The organism is Halalkaliarchaeum sp. AArc-CO (assembly GCF_024972735.1).
In the GTDB taxonomy this organism is placed as follows: Archaea; Halobacteriota; Halobacteria; order Halobacteriales; family Haloferacaceae; genus Halalkaliarchaeum.
In genome coordinates this window covers 858,778-876,236 of sequence record NZ_CP087723.1, presented here as the reverse complement: position 1 = coordinate 876,236, position 17,459 = coordinate 858,778, and the positions used below count along the sequence as shown (strand labels likewise).

At 59.9% G+C, this 17,459-nt stretch carries 15 protein-coding genes; 14 read left to right on the top strand and 1 reads right to left on the bottom strand.

Annotated elements, in window-relative coordinates:
* Positions 1 to 537 precede the first annotated feature (537 nt).
* The 5 genes from AArcCO_RS05005 (at position 538) to AArcCO_RS04985 (ending at position 5,715) form a co-directional block, all read left to right on the top strand.
* On the top strand, positions 538 to 1,755 hold the full coding sequence (locus AArcCO_RS05005; protein ID WP_259535337.1) for an alpha-D-ribose 1-methylphosphonate 5-triphosphate diphosphatase: 1,218 nt from the start codon (positions 538 to 540) through the stop codon (positions 1,753 to 1,755).
* Positions 1,756 to 2,180: 425 nt separating this feature from the next.
* A complete protein-coding gene (locus tag AArcCO_RS05000; protein WP_259535336.1) occupies positions 2,181 to 2,471 on the top strand; it encodes a hypothetical protein in 291 nt (96 codons plus the stop codon).
* Positions 2,472 to 2,834: 363 nt separating this feature from the next.
* The gene (locus tag AArcCO_RS04995) at positions 2,835 to 3,947 is read left to right on the top strand and encodes a glycosyltransferase (RefSeq protein ID WP_259535335.1); all 1,113 of its coding nucleotides are present in this window, start codon (positions 2,835 to 2,837) and stop codon (positions 3,945 to 3,947) included.
* Between the two features lie 299 nt (positions 3,948 to 4,246).
* The gene (locus tag AArcCO_RS04990; protein WP_259535334.1) at positions 4,247 to 4,576 is read left to right on the top strand and encodes a hypothetical protein; all 330 of its coding nucleotides are present in this window, start codon (positions 4,247 to 4,249) and stop codon (positions 4,574 to 4,576) included.
* 389 nt (positions 4,577 to 4,965) lie between these two features.
* A complete protein-coding gene (locus AArcCO_RS04985) occupies positions 4,966 to 5,715 on the top strand; it encodes a DUF7344 domain-containing protein (RefSeq protein WP_259535333.1) in 750 nt (249 codons plus the stop codon).
* Between the two features lie 68 nt (positions 5,716 to 5,783).
* On the opposite strand, the gene AArcCO_RS04980 is transcribed toward AArcCO_RS04985, so the two are convergent.
* On the bottom strand, positions 5,784 to 6,323 hold the full coding sequence (locus tag AArcCO_RS04980) for a DUF7344 domain-containing protein (RefSeq protein ID WP_259535332.1): 540 nt from the start codon (positions 6,321 to 6,323) through the stop codon (positions 5,784 to 5,786).
* A gap of 434 nt (positions 6,324 to 6,757) precedes the next feature.
* On the opposite strand from AArcCO_RS04980, the gene AArcCO_RS04975 reads away from it, so the two are divergent.
* From AArcCO_RS04975 to AArcCO_RS04935, 9 genes are all read left to right on the top strand, one after another.
* A complete protein-coding gene (locus AArcCO_RS04975; protein ID WP_259535331.1) occupies positions 6,758 to 7,042 on the top strand; it encodes a PadR family transcriptional regulator in 285 nt (94 codons plus the stop codon).
* A gap of 727 nt (positions 7,043 to 7,769) precedes the next feature.
* Entirely contained in the window at positions 7,770 to 8,960 is a 1,191-nt protein-coding gene (locus AArcCO_RS04970; protein ID WP_259535330.1) for a glycosyltransferase family 2 protein, read from the top strand.
* Positions 8,957 to 10,072 carry a non-hydrolyzing UDP-N-acetylglucosamine 2-epimerase gene (gene wecB, locus AArcCO_RS04965; protein WP_259535329.1) on the top strand — a complete coding sequence of 372 codons (1,116 nt, stop codon included), beginning with the start codon at positions 8,957 to 8,959 and terminating at the stop codon, positions 10,070 to 10,072. The genes AArcCO_RS04970 and wecB overlap by 4 nt, the downstream gene beginning before the upstream one ends.
* On the top strand, positions 10,069 to 11,358 hold the full coding sequence (locus AArcCO_RS04960; RefSeq protein WP_259535328.1) for a nucleotide sugar dehydrogenase: 1,290 nt from the start codon (positions 10,069 to 10,071) through the stop codon (positions 11,356 to 11,358). The genes wecB and AArcCO_RS04960 overlap by 4 nt, the downstream gene beginning before the upstream one ends.
* 1 nt (position 11,359) lies before the next feature.
* Positions 11,360 to 12,475, top strand: coding sequence for a DUF354 domain-containing protein (locus AArcCO_RS04955; RefSeq protein WP_259535327.1), 1,116 nt, complete (start codon positions 11,360 to 11,362; stop codon positions 12,473 to 12,475).
* A 70-nt stretch (positions 12,476 to 12,545) separates the two neighbouring features.
* Complete coding sequence (locus tag AArcCO_RS04950) at positions 12,546 to 13,838, top strand: hypothetical protein (protein WP_259535326.1); 1,293 nt, start codon at positions 12,546 to 12,548, stop codon at positions 13,836 to 13,838.
* A gap of 41 nt (positions 13,839 to 13,879) precedes the next feature.
* Entirely contained in the window at positions 13,880 to 15,226 is a 1,347-nt protein-coding gene (locus tag AArcCO_RS04945) for a sulfatase (protein ID WP_259535325.1), read from the top strand.
* 287 nt (positions 15,227 to 15,513) lie between these two features.
* Positions 15,514 to 16,515 carry a DUF1616 domain-containing protein gene (locus AArcCO_RS04940; RefSeq protein ID WP_259535324.1) on the top strand — a complete coding sequence of 334 codons (1,002 nt, stop codon included), beginning with the start codon at positions 15,514 to 15,516 and terminating at the stop codon, positions 16,513 to 16,515.
* Positions 16,516 to 16,696: 181 nt separating this feature from the next.
* Positions 16,697 to 17,359 carry a ParB N-terminal domain-containing protein gene (locus tag AArcCO_RS04935; RefSeq protein WP_259535323.1) on the top strand — a complete coding sequence of 221 codons (663 nt, stop codon included), beginning with the start codon at positions 16,697 to 16,699 and terminating at the stop codon, positions 17,357 to 17,359.
* Positions 17,360 to 17,459: the final 100 nt, after the last annotated feature.

Genomic DNA, 17,459 nt, shown 5'->3' with positions numbered 1-17,459 from the left:
AAGTTCGTCCCGCATCGCAGTGCTACGTCCGAATCCAGCCTCGTAGACGCGGTGGATAATCTCCGGCAACGAGTCCATGAAATTTCAAACCGCGTACAACTGTTTCGATCTGCTCGTCATTCGAGTCTGAAACCGGTCGGAAAATGGATAGTCTCAGTCGCGGTAATGACGAGAGCGGGCTGGGGGGACGCTCTCGCCGTTGAGTCACGGACGGTCGTCTTCCGACGACAGTCGACTTCGAGCTGGGGAGCTCGTACCGCAATCGACGCGCGAGTTGTCTGGGGTCTGAACAGCGGCCATCGATTACGGTACATATCAGTGAGACAGCGCCAGTATCTTGGTAATATATTACATAATGCACTTAACATTTCGATAATCCGGAGGAATAATGCACCGAGTAAGTCACCGATACTTATGAGTTCGAGCTTACGGAAAAATCTGAGAGTCTGGCCCTGCCGTCGCAGTCCCTGTTTTGTACCCGCTTAACGTCGGGTGGACGCCTCATAACTAACAGGGATCTCTGGTAACCTCGTGGACATGAGTTCCGATCGAATAGCACGTCGAAACTACGGCGGAACCGACACAGGTCTCCGAACCGATCACGGTGTAACGGAGATCCGCGGCGGAACGGTCGTCACGCCGGAAGGGTCAATCGAGGACGGCTGTATTCTGTTGCAGGAGGGACGGATCCGCGAGGTGGGAACCACGATCGGATCCGACGCCGCGACGGTGATCGACGCGACAGACCGGATCGTCATGCCGGGAATCGTCGACCTCCACGGCGACGACATCGAACACCACCTCTTCCCCCGTTCTGGAGCGCACGTGGACGAGCGGCTGGCGCTTTCGTCGGCCGACAGGGCGAACGTGGCCACCGGCGTGACCACGAAGTTCCACGCGATCTCCTTCGAGGACGCCGTCGAGGAGAACCGGACGCTCGATCTCGCCAGAGAACTCACGAGGACGATCCAGGAAACCGACGGTTTCCTCGGGAACAACCGCGTTCACGCCCGGTGTGAACTCGGCTGTAAGAGCCACGCCGCCGTCGCGGAGTTCCTGACGGACAACGTCGTCGACCTGGTCTCGCTCGTGAACCACGTCCCCGGGAGCGGACAGTTCGACGACGTCGAAGAGTTCCAGCGTCGGTACGTCGGTGACCGGGACTTGTCCTCGGAGGCCGTCGAACAGCTCGCCGAACGACGGAGCACCATGTCCGCACACGTGGTGAACGACCGGATCGAACGCATCGTCGAAAAGGCCCACGCGAACGGCATCCCCATCGCCTCCCACGACGACGAGACGCCGGCGGAAGTGTACCGCGCCGCAGAGTGCGGGGCGACCATCTGCGAATACCCGCTGACGATGGCCGCCGCACGGAGGGCCAAAGAACTCGGCCTGTGCACCGTCATGGGAGCCCCGAACCTCGTCCGGGGCGGCAGCCTGTGGGACAACCTCGAAGCTCGCGAAGCGGCCCGTGAGGGGGTGGTGGACGTCCTCTGTTCGGATTATCACCCGCCGTCGTTGCTGGCGGCGCCGTTCGTGGAAACGGGAGAGCCGTTGCACGAACGGGTCGCACGCGTGACAAAGAACCCGGCCGACGTGGTGGGGTTCCTCCGCCGAGGGCGGCTCGAAGGAGGGGCACGTGCAGACGTGCTCGTCGTCGATCCGGACCCCGTACCGACAGTCGATCACGCGTTCGTCGGGGGGCGTGAAGTGTTCCGTGCGACCGATCAGACGTCGTCCCTGGAATCATAAATCCCGAACAGTGGATCGAATTGACTTCCCTGCGTCAGACGTCAGCCTATTTGCGCGATCAATTACTCTATAACAATACCGATGGTTGGCCTTGAGGTCACGTATGACTCTCGACGGAGCACCCAACCGCCGCCTCAGGAGGCTGTCGAGAGCCCCGGCGAGAACCGACGAATTGGGAGGGGCAGTGAGACAGCTGTGGGAACAACGATGGTCGAGATGACGCGAGGAGCGCTCACCGGAGCCGTCACCCTCCAGGTCTACGATGGCACCCAATCCCGAGCGCTGACAAGAGGACCGTCGAATTCGACGCTCCGCGTCGGCGGTGAGCGATCCTCGAACCTCCGATCGGCGACGACATCGCCCTCCCGACGCGGATACCCCCCGAATGAGCCTTCGTTGGCGACATACGAGTACGGAGAGTGTACATGAACGAAAACAACCACTCTGCGGAACTGTCGAAAGCCGACGAGTATCGACATCCGGACGGAACTCTCGAGGTGATCTTCGAGCTCGAAGGTGACCGCGTGTTGACCGTCCGGGAGTATCCGAACCGAGATAGATTCCGCGATGCTGTCTCGGCGGCGACGGCCGTCGGAACGAACGAGGCAGTCGAATCCCTCCCGGGCGTGGAAGCGTTCCAGGATCCGGAGGAAAATGAGACGAAACAGTTCGAAACCGACGAGGACGGGACGGGACCCTCGAATGACCAGTCGTGAGCGGGGACGGCCGAACCGACGAAATACGGCCGTGGGTGTTCCGATCAGACGCCGACCTCGCTCTCACAAAGACCACCGGGCTGGGACCTCCTGCGCTACCTTTTTAACCGATAACAACCAAACTACAGAAGGGTCCGGGCCGTATCAAACCAGCTTGTGTGCCAGCAACTGCGTCCCATGCGGGCCTGGTCCCGTTTTCTCGACGACGGCTATCGGTGATGACACTCGGGGACCGACGAAGTTCTCACGAACTCGTATCGATCTCCTGACGCACCCGTACGTCGCCATTGAGTCACCGTCTGCCATCGGGAACGGGGAGAGGAACCGATGACCGATCACGGCTCAGAACGACTAACGGTATTGATGAGTCCCGACTACTCCGACTCGAATCCCTACCAGTCCGAGTTGATCGACGCACTGGAGGCGCACGACGTTCGGGTGTTCCCGGTGGACGCCTCCGGGGTGTTTCCCTTGCTCTCGGGGGTTCGACGACACGGCGTTCCCGACGTGGTTCACCTCCACTGGATCCACCGGTTTCTGATCGCGGAACACTGGGGGCGTCCCCTGTTTGCAGTGCTGCTCGCTATCAGGTTGTTCGTCGAACTCGCCGTACTGAAGGCGCTCGGGATCCGGCTCGTCTGGACCGTCCACAACCTCGCGAACCACGAGCGACACGCCGTGCGAACAGAACTCGCGAGCAGTCACGTCCTGGCACGACTCGTGGACCAGATCGTCGTCCACTGCGAGAGTGCTGTCGGGACTGTCTGTGACTGCTATCGGCTTCCGGAACACGTCGGCGAACGGATCCGCGTGGTGCCCCACGGCCACTTCGAGAACGCCTACCGGGACGAGATCACACAGACCGAGGCTCGCCGGAGGCTCGACCTTCCCCAGGACGACCCAGTACTGCTGTATTTTGGCCTGATACGACCGTACAAGAACGTCCTGGAGCTCGTAGAGACGTTCCGAACAGTCGAGGGGGACGCGCGGCTACTGATCGTCGGAAACCCGTGGGACGAGACCATCGAAAACCGCGTTCGCCATGCCTGTGAATCGGACGAACGGGTCGAAGCCGTCTTCGAGTACGTCTCCGACGAAGAGGTCCAGGTGTACATGGGCGCCGCAGACGCGATCGTGTTGCCGTACGATTCCATCCTCACGTCGGGCAGTGCGGTCCTCGGAATGTCGTTCGGACGGGCGGTCGTCGCCCCGCAGCTGGGCTGTCTTCCGGACGTGGTCGGTTCCGACGGCGGGATCCTCTATGACCCGTCCGATCCCGACGGTCTTCGGTCCGGATTAGTTCGAGCGGTAAACGATCCGGAGGCTCTGGCAGCGATGGGACGGCGTAACCGGGCGGCGGTCCGGCAACTCGACTGGGATCGCATCGGAAAGCGAGTCCGTACCCTGTACCTCGAGGATTCGACACTGGACGTCGGAGACGACATGCAGCCTGCGTCGGGGATGACGTCCGCGTGACCGGGACCGGCCCCGTTCACCGCCCCACTGATCGTTACGAGCCGGCTTCCCCCCTCACCTATGTGAAAGCTGGCTTCATGTCTCACGTTCGGAACCTGTGAGTACTTCCTCGATGGTGACCCTGGGAAATGGGCTCTCGCCGCCGTATACGTAGGCGAGGATCACCGGCGGTTCGGAGCGCCCAACTCCACGCGGGCAATCGCCGACTGAGAGTACGAAAACGGCGTGCAGTACTTGGAGTACGAAAACGGCGTGCAGTACTTGGAGTACGTAAGCAGTGTGAGCGACTGGCATCAAGCGTGGAGGGGAACCGGCGAACGGCAGTCGACGCGTTCCGCAGACTCGTTTACACTGACGGAGAGATCGAAATCCGCCCCGACGACCGTCCACCGTTGCGCGTGCGAACCGAGGGGGGATGGCGAACGGTCGAGACCGACGGCGAACGGGTGTACGGTCCGATTTCGACCAAGACCAGGGCGGGGCTGCAGAAGTTGACCGACACCGTCGTGGGCGTAGCGAGCACTCGATCCAGCAAACCGAACTACGTCCGGGCGATCGAACACGCAATCGGGTCGCTGGGTGATGGCACCGAACCGATAATCGCCGGGGAACGCACTCCGTGGGACTGAGCTCGTGTTTGCCTGTTTGGAGTCCGCCAGGCGCGGGGGAAAGTCGACCACCCGCTCGACATCGAAGGCAACTCGCTGGAATCGCTCTACGAGGAAGGGCGGCCGGCCGCACAGTCGGTCTGATTTCGGTGCCGGTGAGAGACCCGCGCGTGCAACGGGACGAGGCCCAGTAGAGCAAAGCCAATTCATGCGGACGGAGAGGGGGTTTCGAGACGATTATTCTGATATATATTTGACCCTTACTCAAAAACCCCGGGACACGATTGAGGTTGAATGAAAAGTAAGCTTATACTACTCGTAGGTTTGCGAAGCATTAACAAATTCAGTGAGAGAAACGGTTCCGGTTATATTACTATTACTTTTGGAAGTACGATTGAATGGTATGTTCCATGTTCGCGAGTAAACTGGGGTCGGCAGACAGTGTGCCACCGAAGTCCGATGAACAGCCGTCCAACGCACGGGAATCCGACGTACCGAAAGCCGAAAGCGAGGCTCCCCCGGGGAAGTCTGAAAGCGAACCCGAACGGGGAAAGACAGCGCGTGGGAGCGGCCCTCCGGAGGGAGAGGGTGCCGTCGAGGGAAGTACACCCGATGCCACGGAGATCACATCACAGTCCCGTCAGAACGGAGCCGACCTGACGAAGGACGAACTGTTCGATCTGTTGAAAAACAGTCGACGTCGCACCGTAATCAACTACCTGCGCGATGAAGACGGAAGCGCGAACCTGTCAGAAGTCGCCGAACACATCGCCGCCCGCGAAAACGACATCTCGGTCCAGGAACTCTCCTCGGCCCAGAGAAAGCGCGTGTACATCGGCCTCTACCAGTGTCACCTTCCGAAGATGGACGAAAGCGGCGTCGTCGAATACGACAAACACCGCGGGACAATCGAACTCCAGGACTCGGTGACCCAATTGCTACCGTACATGGAAACGAGCGACGACGAGGCCGAAGAAACCGGGGACGCCGAGGAAATACACCGGGAACAGCTAACAGTGCTGGCCGCAGTCTGCGTCAGTGCGCTGGTCACTGCCGGCGCACTGGGAGTGGGCGCCCTTTCGGTCGTCCCCCCAGTTGGATGGGCACTACTCGCCGCTGCCGGACTCGTGGGGCTTCCGTTGCTCCAACTGTACTCCTGACCGGCTTCTCGTCTCCCACGATATTCTCCTGGCCGACTACTCCTCGACTACGATATGCTCCTGGCCGGTTACTCGTCGACCAAAGTCTCCAGAAAAGAGTACTCCGTGTCGGTGTCTCTGGTTGCGGCGACGTGTACTGCTGACAAAACGACGAGGAGACCGAAAAGGACGCCGGCGACGGCCGGCGGCTCGACGATCGGGACACCTGTAAGCGGGAGGATCATTGAAACCAGACCAACCGTGGCGATTACCGCGTAGTAGAACGGCCACCGGTGACCCCGATTCGATGTTTTGCCCACCAGTGCTGAGATTTCGATGACTTTATCCGTCAATTCGACCTCCCGCTCGTCTTCGTCGTACACGACGAAACCGGTCTCTTCGAGTTTCGGGACGTGCGTCTGGTACAACGAAATGTAGTGCCGTTTTTCGACCTCCTCCTCGACGGGACCGTCGGTTTCGGCAGCCGCGACGTCCGCCGCGAGATCAACGAGGTTCGCTTTCCCACCGCGTCGATGGAGGTGATACAAGAGCAATCGTCTTCGAGAACTTGCCAGAACCTCGAATACCACGTCCTTTTCCAGTACGTCACCGTCTCCCGGCTCCGTCATGACTCGAACCTCCGAAGACCGGTACACCAGCAATCGAAATGCGGGGGTCCCATCCAATAAACATATTGATCATGACTAATTCGTTATTCACTCATTAATAAATCATATCTCAGGAGTCCGGGTATCTGCGCGGTTATTCGGTCGATCGACTGCTGATTCCGAGTGGAAGGCGACTGCAAACCGCGACCTGGCGCGAATATTTTGTCGAATGGGCCGGAATAAAAACTCCCGTTTTGGTCGGTTACAGTCCATCTTACGCCGTATTAAGCATATTTAAAACAACTGCAGATCCATACGGCTCTTCGCGACGAGTTGTGGATCCCGACCCGGTCGTTGAAGGGAAATTTTCCACCGGAGAGACTGTTCACGGCACGTCGACGCTTCCAACATTATAAATAACATTACAATGTCTACGCGTTAGAATTCACTCTGACATGCCACGCGTTCTCTTCGAACTCACTGGATTTCAGCGGGACCTGCTGTACGTGATCGCGGGGCAAGACCGTCCCTCGGGGCAACAGATAAAAAAGGAGTTGGAAGGAGAACTGGGAGACATTACACACGGTCGACTGTATCCGAACCTCGATACCCTCGTCAAGAACGATCTCATCAAAAAGGGGACGCAAGACCGGCGAACGAATTACTACGAGATAACCGATCGGGGAATCGCCGAACTCGAACGACGGCGCACGTGGGAAAATCAGTACGTTGATTTGTGACTGTCAACCCGAACAGTTTCACACCGGAGTTCCGCTCTGTTTCCTCAACTGGAGCATGGCGGCGACGTCCACGAAAACTGCGTCCCGAGCAGCGGTTCGGGTATCGTAACAACCCGACCAGAAACTGCAAATAGTAAAACTCGAGCGGGAACTGCGGATATCGTGTCGCTTCACCGTTGGATGGACGTGCATGCTGCCACCGACAGCCGAGTTACAGCCGACTTAATGACGTCGTTCAACACGGGTGCACAGAAGATGCCGAGTGACCAGTACACCCAGTCGTTCGTCCCGACAGTTATAGCGAACTTTACACAATCTGGCCGGGAGAGTGAGACGAGTACCCGTGTCGAAAGCTATCAGATTGACGCACATCCAAAATTCGGAGTTGGCAGCGCTTCTACATACGGATTTATTCGTTCTGGCTCGACGAGCGACGTCACCAATCCTCCGTGAATGCGTCTATAACAAAGGCTGCGTGACCGATTGGATTACCTGACTTCCCGGTCTCGTTGCAGGATCGACCTGAAGAGATCGAAGGGAGGGATCCAATGAAGGGAACACACACCGGAGACGACCGAAAACAGTTGGGGCCAGCCGTCGCCACTTACCGTGAATTCGCGACGGGAGTTCGGCCTGCGATTGCGATAGTGGACACGAAACGTGAGAGGAGCAGCAAACTGGAATCGGGAGTCCACGGCGAACCAGTATCGATGGGTTCGTGGTGATCATGTACGCGGGACACTCAATCGGAGTCGTCGTTCCAGCCTACAACGAGGAAGGACTGGTCGGATCGGTGATAGAGACGATGCCCTCGTTCGTCGATCGCATATACGTGGTCGACGACGCCTCCACTGACGGAACCTGGGAGGAGATCCGGGAACACGCCCGTCGGATAAATGGCCTCGAGGGCATTGCCACCGAAGAAGGTACAGAAGGGAGTGAGAAGTACGCCCGACGGGAGAGCGAACGAGCGAGCGAACGACCAGTCGCCGACGGGGGAGACGGCGAACCCGCACAGCGCGTTGTTCCGGTCAGACACGAGCGAAATCGTGGAGCCGGAGCAGCTGTCAAGACGGGGTATTCGCTCGCGCTGGCGGACGAGATGGACGTGACGGCAGTGATGGACGGCGACGGACAGATGGATCCCGACGAGCTGGACCGGATCATCGATCCGGTGGTCGACGGCGAGGCCACCTACGCGAAGGGGAATCGGCTCCACTCCAGAGAGGACCGCCAGGGGATGTCGAACTGGCGGCTGTTCGGGAACGCACTGCTGACGATGCTCACTCGCGTCGCAAGCGGTTACTGGGAGGTGTCAGATCCACAGAACGGCTACACCGCGATATCCAACGACGGGTTGCAAAAAGTACCGTTCGAGGATCTCTACGAGGAGTACGGGTTCCTCAACCACCTCCTGGTCGCGCTGAACATACGCGAGGAACCAATCGCAGACGTCGCACATTCGGCCGTCTACGGTGACGAGACGAGTTCGATACGGTACTCCAGATTCGTCCCCGGCCTTTCGATGCTTCTGCTACGGAGTTTCCTCGACCGCATGGCACAGTCGTATCTCGTCAAACAGTTCCATCCGGTCGTCCCCTGTTACACACTCGGTGTGAGTGTTCTGCTGGTCGGCGTCGGAGGCGGGCTCTATGCAGCCCTCTCGTCGACCGTGAACGCGTTCCTCGGCGGGATGGTGTCGTTTCTCGTGTTCGCCTTCGGCTGCCTGTTGCTGGTGCTCGGCTGCTGGTTCGACGTCAAAGAAAACGAGGGACTGGTTCACCGTCACGGGTATCCGGCGGTCCGGAACCGGCGCGACGAGCCACAGCCTCCCGCTTCCATTGCGTCTGCAATGGAGTTCGTCCACAGCGACGGCCCGGCTGGCCAGATCCGACCTGGCTCGGAGGACCGTTCATGAACGGCGTTACCGGCGGAAGAACGCTCGCGATCGTTCTCGGTACCAGACCCGAAATCATCAAACTCGCTCCGATCGTCCGCGAATGCGTCCGTACCGGCGCCGATTTCACGCTCGTACACACAGGACAACACTACTCGGATACGCTCGATTCGGTGTTCTTCGATCGGCTCGAACTTCCGGACCCTGACTACAATCTGGGAGTCGGGTCTGGCTCCCACGCAGAGCAGACCGGTGAGATGCTTATCGAGGTGGGCCAGGTTCTCGAACGCGAATCGCCCGACGTCGTGTTCGTTCAGGGCGACACGAACAGCGTCCTCGCGGGGGCGATCGCGACGAGCAAGCTCGAGGCGAAACTCGGACACGTCGAAGCGGGCCTCAGAAGCTACGATCGGGAGATGCCCGAGGAGACGAACCGGGTAGTCGCTGATCACGTCGCTGACTACCTGTTCGCTCCGACCGACCAGAGCAAGGAAAACCTGCTGCGGGAGGGGATCCCCGAATCACGCATCACGGTCACAGGAAACACCGTGGTTGACGCGCTCTACAGGAACCGGGAGATCGCCCGGCGGAAAAGCACTGTCCTGTCCGATCACGGTCTCGAGGGACGCGAGTACTTCCTGATGACCGTTCACCGCGCGGAGAACGTCGACGAAGAGTCCCGATTTCGGAAGATCCTCGAGGGAGCAGACAGAGCCGCCGCCCGACACGGTGTCGAACTCATCTATCCGATCCATCCCCGGGCACGGGAACGACTCGATCGGTTCGGGATCGACGTGTCCGACCGGATCCGGCTCGTAGAGCCGCTGGATTACCTGGACTTCCTCCGGCTGGAGGCGTCTGCCAGCGTGATCTTGACCGACTCGGGGGGCGTTCAGGAGGAGGCATGCGTCCTTGGAGTCCCGTGCGTGACGATGCGGGACAGCACAGAACGGCCCGAGACGGTAACCGTCGGGGCGAATCGCCTGAGTTCCGCTGATCCAGAACGAATCGTCCGGACAGTAGACGAGATGCTCGGGATGGACCGCGACTGGGAGAACCCCTTCGGTGACGGCACTGCCGGCAAACAGATCCTGCGAGAAGTGATGCCAAAAACGGAGCGTGTTCGCCAATGAGTTCTGTGTGCGTTCACGGCCTGGGGTATATCGGGCTGCCGACCGCCGCGATGCTCGCAAACTACGACCACGACGTGTCGGGATACGACGCCGATACGACGGTCATCTCGGAGCTCCGGGACGGAGAGATCCACCTCGACGAGCCAGGGTTGCGGGCGTTCGTCACGCAGGCGCTCGAGTCCGGCAAACTCGAACTCGTCGAAGAGATCGTTCCGGCGAAATATCACGTGGTCTGTGTGCCAACGCCGTTCGACAGCGACGAGAAGGCCGCAGACCTGAGTTACGTCAGGGCAGTCGGCGACGCCGTCGCTCCGGTACTGCGGACTGGCGACACCGTAATTCTGGAATCGACTGTTCCACCGGGAACCACGACGGGGACGCTCCAGCCGATCCTCGAGGAATCTGGGCTGACGGCCGGTGACGACTTCGCACTCGTCCACTGCCCGGAGACGGTCCTCCCTGGGAACATCATAACCGAACTCCGACAGAACGCCCGGATTGTCGGCGGTGTCAACGGGATTTCGACCGAATCAGCCGTCCACCTCTACGACTCGTTCGTCGAAGGGGAAATCCACACGACTGCGGATCCGACGACGGCGGAGTTCGTTAAACTGATTCAGAACACGTTCCGGGACACGAACATCGGACTGGCAAACGAGATTGCCAGATTGGCCAACGACTACGGGATCGACTCGCGCGAGGCGATCGAGATGGCGAACGAACACCCCCGCGTCGACATCCTGCAGCCTGGACCCGGCGTCGGCGGTCACTGCCTCCCGGTCGATCCGTGGTTCCTCGGTGTCGACTCGGACGAACTCGACCTCATCGCGACCGCACGACAGGTAAACGACGGGATGGTGGAGTTCGTGGCTGAACTGCTCGCCGAGGAGGTCAACTCGCTTGCGGGCACGCGGATCGCGATCCTCGGCGTCGCCTACAAGGGCAACGTCGGCGACACGCGGATGAGCCCCGGGCTGCGGTTGGCTCGCGAACTCCAGCACGGACACCGACAGGCCGTGCCGGCGACCGACGGCGGGAGCCCCGAATCTCCCGCAGTCGCGATCCACGATCCGCACGTCGAGGATCCGACGCTGGATCTGCAGACGCTCGAAGCGGCGACAATCGACGCCGACGCCGTCGTAATCGCGACGGGCCACGACGAGTTCGGGGACCTGGATCCCCACGCGCTCGGAGAGCGGATGGCACAGCGGACGATTATCGACACGAAAGCGATCCTCGATCCCGAGCGGTGGCGCGAGGCCGGATTCACAGTACGTCGGATCTAGCATGGACGGAACAACAGCCTGGCTGGACCTCGCGAGTCCCTCGCACCCGTTTTTCTTCAACGGATTGCTCGACGGAATGCCGGACCTTGATCTCCGAACGACGGTCAGAAACAAGACCGAAACAATCGACCTGGCTCGGGAGGCCGGATTCGACTTCGACGTGCTGGGACGGGACTTCGACAACGTCACGCTGCGGACGCTTGGAGTGCCGTTGCGAACGCTCCAGCTTGCCGTCCAGGCGCCGGACGCTGACGTCTCGCTTTCGGCCCGAAACGCGATGTGCGTTCTCGCCTCGCGATCCCGGGGGATCCCGTCGATCCACTTCACCGATAACGACATCACAGCGTACGTCGAGGCACCACTCGTCGAGCGAGCGTTCTGCCGATTCAGAACGATGGCGACCCACCACGTCGTGCCGGCGGCGTTCCGGACGTCTGAACTGACACGCTGGGGCGCAGATCCCGACCGGATCCACACCTACGACGGCTACAAGGAGGACATCTACGTCGCGAACTTCGAACCCGACGACACGTTCACCGACGCACTTCCGTTCGAGGACTACGTTGTTCTCCGTCCCGAAGCCCTCGGTGCAGCGTACGTGGACGAAGGTGAATCACTGGTACCACCGTTGCTCGAATCGCTGTACGCCAACGGGATGAACGTCGTCTACTTGCCGCGGAGGGCCGCAGACAGACCACACGCCAAATCGTACCCGGCCAATCGGGTGTATGTCCCCGACGCGGCACTCGATGGACTTCAGCTCGCCTGGCACTCGCGGGGCGTCCTGACGGGATCGGGGACGATGTCCCGGGAAGCCGCGTGCATGGGGAAGCCGGCAGTTTCCTTCTTCCCGGGTCCGCTCCTGTCGGTCGACAGGTCGATGGTGAAAGAGGGGATGGTAGTCCACTCCCGAGAGCCCGACGAGATCGTTTCGTATCTGCTGTCGGCGGATGGATCGCAGTCAGGTGCGGATCGCGATCGCTCGATTCGCGTCCGCGAGGACGTCGCCTCCCTCGTCCGGGAGTTGATCGAGAACCCGCGAGATCCGGGGCTCGGATCGGACGGAGACCGTCTCGAAGCGTTCGAAAGTTATCGGGATCCGGAAGCGGTGAGATAACCGCTCCCTCCGCAACCACACCGCAGAAACCAGACCATAACTTACTGTCGAGAGTGATACACGAAAACGGATGGAGCGAAACGCACGGACAAAGGAAAACGGCAAGGGCTGGACACAGAGCCCGGAAGGCGACAGCCGACAGGACGAGCCCCGGGAGGGCGTGACAGAACATCACATAGCACCCCATCGCGTGGCGGGATACGATCCAAAAGTCGTCTGTGAGAACGCGCTCGGGTGGGCACGAGACCGAGACTACGCCGGTTACGACCCGTACGACGGGTTGAACAGCCCGTTTCTCTCTGCAGTCGCCCGACACTGGCTTCTCCGGCTCGTCGCGATGCACGGCGTCCGTGCGTTCCCGTTGAACCTCCGACCGTATCTCGGCGTTCCCGAAGAACGAAACCCGAAAGGGATCGGATTATTCGCCCGCGCATACCTCAATCGATACGAACAGACCGACGAAGGGAGATACCTGACTGAGGCGGAGCGACTGCTCGACTGGCTCGCAGACAACACCTCGCCCGAGTTCGACACCCCGTCGTGGGGGTACAACTTCGACTGGCAGAACTCGAACAAGTTCTTCCTGCCGGCGGGTCACCCCTGCGGGGTCGTAACCGTCTTCTGTGCGCGGGCGTTCCTGCACCACTACCGCGTGACCGGTGCGGAGCGATCCCTCGAGTTCGCACGGGGTGCGGCGACGTTTCTCCGGGAGGACATCGGAACCGAGACGGTACGAGGGTTCGACGCACTCACGTACACGCCGTACGACTCGTACGTGGCGATCAACGCCAATGCGCTCGTAGCCGGCTATCTCTGGTCAGTCGGAGAACTCGTCGGGGAAGAGCGCCTCCTCGAACGTGCACGGGAGCTCTTCGAGTTCGTCGTCGACACTCAGACCGACGACGGGGGATGGTACTACTCCGTCCCGGCGTCGGATTCGCATCTCGACTACGACAATTTCCACACCGGGTTCGTACTCGAAAGTCTCGCCGAGTACGCCGAGGGGAAGCCACCGGATCATCCCGTCAGGCGGGCCTACGAGCGGGGAATGACGTTTCATCGGGAGCATCACTTCGAGCCGAACGGGGCACCGAAGTTCGAACACGACACCTCCCGACCCTACGACATCCACGCCTCGGCCCAGGCGATCATCACGTTCACGAGGCGAGACGACCCGGCCGACAGGGAACTTGCTCGACGCGTTCTCGCCTGGACGCTGAACCGGCTGTACGATCCGGAGGGCTACTTTTATCGACGGGTCGGTCGCGCGTTTACCGATACAACGCCGTACATTCGCTGGAGCCAGGCGTGGATGTGTCTGGCGTTGAGCGAATATCTCGGAGCGATCGAAAACGAACCGTAATTACGGACCTAACAAAGGCGTTTCCGGACGTTTTTCCGGCTATGACAGATCACGACGTCCTTTTTCTGGTGCTGGATTCGGTGCGACACGATCGGGTCTCGTTTCACGGGCACGATCGGGAAACGACGCCCTCGCTCGACGCGTTCGCACAGGAAGCGACCGTATTCGAGAACGCGTTCGCCCCGGCACCGTGGACCCTGCCGTCGCACAGTTCGATGTTTACCGGGCTGTTCCCGACGGAACATGGCGTCACGAACGGCTTTGCAGACGGGACTGCTCGGCTTCCGTCGGAGGTGACGCCGCTTGCAGAGCGGCTCTCGAAACGAGGCTACCGCACAGCCGGCTTCTCAAACAATCCGTGGGTCGGATCAGTGGCGGGCCTGGATCGCGGATTCGACGAGTTCGTCGAGTGGGATCTTCGAATCGGCCGTGACAGCGGGATCGGCATCCACAGACCCCGCGACCGCGTCTATTCGAGAGTGCACACGGGACTGGGATACGCCGCGAAACAGCCGGCCTTCCTTATCAAACGGCGGTTCTTCACCGCGAATCTGGTCGATCGAGCGGTTCGGTGGCTCGAACGGACCGCGGACGACGATCAGCCGACGTTTACGTTTCTCAATCTCATGGAAGCCCATAGTCCGTACTTTCCTCCGCGATCAGCGTTCCGGCAACTCGATCTGGATCCCCCCGGTCCGATCGAACCGCGCCTGTTGAACACGAAGCTGCTCGCATACGTTCTCGGGAAAGCCGATCTTCCACCGGAGCGCCGGCGACGAGTACTGGAATACTACGACGCGAGTGTTCGCTACCAGGATAGAAAAGTCGATGAGCTGCTCACGGCACTCCGCGAAACCGGACGGTTCGACGACACACTCGTCGTCGTTTGTTCGGATCACGGAAAGACGCTCGGCGAGTACGACCGGGACGGAACCCCGCCACATTACGTTCGCGACGTCAACACGGACGTGCCACTGGTGGTGAAAACGCCGGACCAGGAGGTCGGCCAACGGATCGAAGAGCCGGCAGAGCTCGTCGGTATACACGACCTGATTCTCGAGGGTAGTTCCCCACGCGACTGGCTGTGTTCCAACGAGTACGCGCTCGTCGAAGATTTCGTCCCTCACACCGGTCGCAACAAAACGGACGTCAGCAGATGGCGGACGCTCTGTGGTCCAAACAGCCGTTACGTGTATGACGACGAGGAGAACCGAGAGTACTTCTTCGGCGAGTTCGACGACGGAGAAAACGAACACCAGCGAGAGTCCATGCGGCTGGCGTTCGAGGAACGGGTAAGAGGCCTCTCCCGGGCGACCGGTCGGGAGAGCACCGGTGACCTCGATGCCGCCGTGGAGGCCCAGCTTACGGATCTCGGATACATGAAGTGAATCTCCACCATCAGAAACGCCTCTCGGGAAGGACAGTGAAAACTGGACCGCTTGCAGGACTAACTGAGCCGTATATTTGAAATTACATTCGTGCAACCGCCTGCAGCTATTATTCCGACAATAACAATGCCGACGCGGGTTGTTATCGAGAACTACGTGATTGGACAGCCAGGGATCCACCAGGTTGGTCGGCAACAAGCGTGGGGGACTCGCCGGACTCCGGATGACACGCCGGATGAGTCGAAGAGGACTGACTCCGGGACAAGACGCCGATCGGATTCCGTACAATGATAGATGAGGATTCGAATTCGGAAGTATTCGGGACCACCTACGGCGATAGCAGCACGTTCCCCCTTGACGCTCTCGCGGTCGGCGCGTACGTACTGTTCGCTCCAGTTGCAGACGTGATGCTCACCGGCACAGTGAGTCGTTTTATCCTCCTCGGGCCGATGATCCTGTTCGTTCCCGGCTACGTTCTACTACTGTCATTGTTTCCCGCAGCCCCAGCGAACCCCGGGCAATCGAGAGATCAGAGCCAGACGGCTCTTACTGTCGATGGGCCGGAGCGAGCCGCGCTCTCAATCGGATGCAGTGTCGCGTTGCTCCCGGTCGCTGGATTCGGATTGACTGCCGTCTACGGAACTCTCACGGACGGGTTGATCCCTGTGCTTTCCACCTTCAGTCTGATCTTCCTCGTCGTGGGTACTGTCCGCCGGCGAGCTGTCCCCGAACATCGACGGTTCTACGTTCCGGTTAGACGATGGAGTGCCGACGTCGAGAACGTCCTCTTTCGGACGCCACGATCGACCGCGATTTTAACCGTACTGGTGGCCGCCTGTGTCGTGGCCACGGTCGCCGTCCTCGCGTTCGGTCTCGTCGCACCCCAGTCAGGCACGTCGACGACGAACGTCGTCGTCGGCACGGGGAGCGGCGAGGATTTCAGTACGAGCGGCTATTCGATCGCAGCCAACGACACCGAGGAGGTCGAATACACGCTGTTCGTCGAAAACAAAGAGGGGGAGCGGAGCGACTACACGGTCGTCGTCCAGGTGCAACAACTGTCGGACGGAACGATCGTGGAACGGGCCGATGTCGATCAATTCCACCTCGAACTGGACGACGGTGAGCAGGCATTCGAGACGCACACTGCCGATCCGACGCTGGATGGCGAGTCCCTCCGCCTCGTGTATCTCGTGTACGTAGAGCAACCCCCTGCCGATCCAGACATGGAATCTGCCTATCTGAGTACGTACGTCTGGATTACAGACGCTGACGCCAACGGCGAATGACAGCTGTCGTCGTTCACCGGCCATCTCGCCAACTGAATGACGGAGTACTCACCCCATGAACTCATCCAGGTTGATTCGACTGGCGATCAGAAAATACCGGAATGAAGGGGCTCGATCAATATTCGCTGCCGTCCCCCGACAGTTGAAGAACACTGTACAGGGGGACCGTGTCTTCAAATACATGACCGAATTGCGATATCGAAAACAACAATACCAGTACGATGCCCCTGCTCACCCGTACAAAGTGCTCCACGTGGATATGAGCGATATCGAGTACTTCAACACGGCTATCGACACGGGGTGGGGGCTGGGAATTATCAAGGGGGGCGAATGGGACCGACAGGCCAACTGCGAACCGATCCGTTCCACGTCACATTTTCGAGGGTTGAAACAGCGCTTCGAGGAGGGATACGATTGGGAAGAAACAGTATACTATCAATCACGCGAGAACTTTTTGACGGACATCGAGGATAAACGGCTGGGCTACATCGAAGAGTTATACACCGACATAAAAGAAAACGGATACCGCCCAAATTACGAGGCCGGTCACGATGCCCCGGACGTCGGGGGAAGACAGAGTCGGTTTCGTCACTTGCATTCCCTCGAACCGCTCGTCGCTATCGGACGGGACGGTGAACTGTATCTCACAGAGGGGTTTCACCGACTGGCCATCGCGAAGCTGGTCGGCATCGACGAGATACCGGTTAACGTACTTGCAAGACACTGGGAGTGGCAACGGGTACGCGAACAGATACACGGGGGGTCCGGCTCGGGTTCTGCCCGCGTAGAAATCCGCCATCGTACCCATCCAGATTTGAAGGACGTGCTCGAGGACACGGAGTGAGTACTGATCGATTTCTTTTGCTCATTGTGATCGACGTGTCTCCGACGTCATTCGGGCACCCGATATACCGAGTATAACAAAGACGCTTGTACGTCATATT